Source organism: Micromonospora sp. AMSO12t, from assembly GCF_008806585.1.
GTDB classification, from domain to species: Bacteria; Actinomycetota; Actinomycetes; order Mycobacteriales; family Micromonosporaceae; genus Micromonospora; species Micromonospora reichwaldensis.
The window spans coordinates 1-1,188 of record NZ_WAAS01000514.1; the positions used below are offsets into that span (position 1 = coordinate 1).

The 1,188-nt window shown below is 77.9% G+C and carries 2 protein-coding genes; one reads left to right on the forward strand and one right to left on the reverse strand.

Annotated features, from left to right (window positions below):
• Positions 1-593, forward strand: a 593-nt coding sequence (locus F6X68_RS32705; RefSeq protein WP_151457839.1) for an AMP-binding protein, incomplete at its 5' end; no start/stop codon positions are given.
• 148 nt (positions 594-741) lie between these two features.
• Here the strand turns inward: F6X68_RS32705 and F6X68_RS32710 are convergent.
• A complete protein-coding gene (locus tag F6X68_RS32710) occupies positions 742-1,107 on the reverse strand; it encodes a hypothetical protein (protein WP_151457840.1) in 366 nt (121 codons plus the stop codon).
• Positions 1,108-1,188: the final 81 nt, after the last annotated feature.

Sequence of the window (1,188 nt, forward strand, 5' to 3'; positions counted from 1 at the left end):
CGCTCGGCAACCCCGTCTCCCCCGCCCGCCGGCCGGGCACGGTCGGCGTGCCGTTCCCGTCCACCGACATCCGCATCGTCGACCCCGAGGACCCGTCGCGCGACCGCTCCCCGGGTGAGGCGGGCGAGCTGCTGATCCGGGGGCCGCAGGTGTTCGCCGGCTACTGGAACCGCCCGGCGGAGACGGCGGCGGCGCTGCTGCCCGACGGCTGGCTGCGCACCGGGGACGTCGTGGTGGCCGACGCCGACGGCTTCGTCCGCGTGGTCGACCGGATCAAGGAGCTGATCATCACCGGCGGGTTCAACGTCTACCCGTCGGAGGTGGAGGACGCGCTGCGCCGCGTTCCCGGCGTCCGCGACGCCGCAGTGGTCGGCCTGCCCGGCGAGCACGGCGGCGAGGAGGTGGTGGGGGCGGTCGTCCTGGACGAGGGCGCCGAGCCGCCTGACGAAGCGAGCCTGCGGGCGGCGTGCCGGCGGCACCTGGCCGGGTACAAGGTGCCCCGCCGCGTGGTCGTCGTCGATGACCTGCCCCGCTCCCAGATCGGCAAGGTCCTGCGCCGCGAGGTCCGCGACCGGCTGCTCGCCGACGGCTGAGACCGCCGGGCCCGGCGCTCCGGTGGTGGGTGAGGCGGTGTCGTGGGCCGGGCGGTGCAGCCGCGGGTGGTGCGGATCGGGGCGGGCGGCCGGCAACCCGCCGGCCGGCACCCCGTCGGGCGGCACGGTCGCCCCGGCTGCCGGGCGGTCAGGCGACGGGTGGGCCGGCCCGCAGGACGCGCCGGGCCCGGCGGCGGTCGAGCCACCGTGGCTCGGGCGGGTCCGTCGGATCGACGCCGGTGACCAGATCCAGCAGGATCAGCGCCCAGAAGCCGGCCGCGCTGAGCATGTTGCGGGCCCGGCCCGGCTCCGGCGCTCCCGGCGGCAGCACGACCTGCGCCCACCGCCAGGCCACCCAGGCGATCTCCCGGTCCGGGTGGTGCCGACCGGAGCGGCTGAGCAGCCGGACCTCGCGTCGCGCGGGAGCCGGCAGCCGCCACCAGCGCCGCAGGGTCTCCAGCCGTTCCTCGGCTCCGTCTGCGGGCGGCGGAACGGTCACGTCACCGGGGTTCATGGCTGGCAAGGATAGGCGGGCCGCGCACCGACCAACCCGGCGGGACCGCGCTCCCGGCGGGGGCCGGTGGGACAGCGCTGC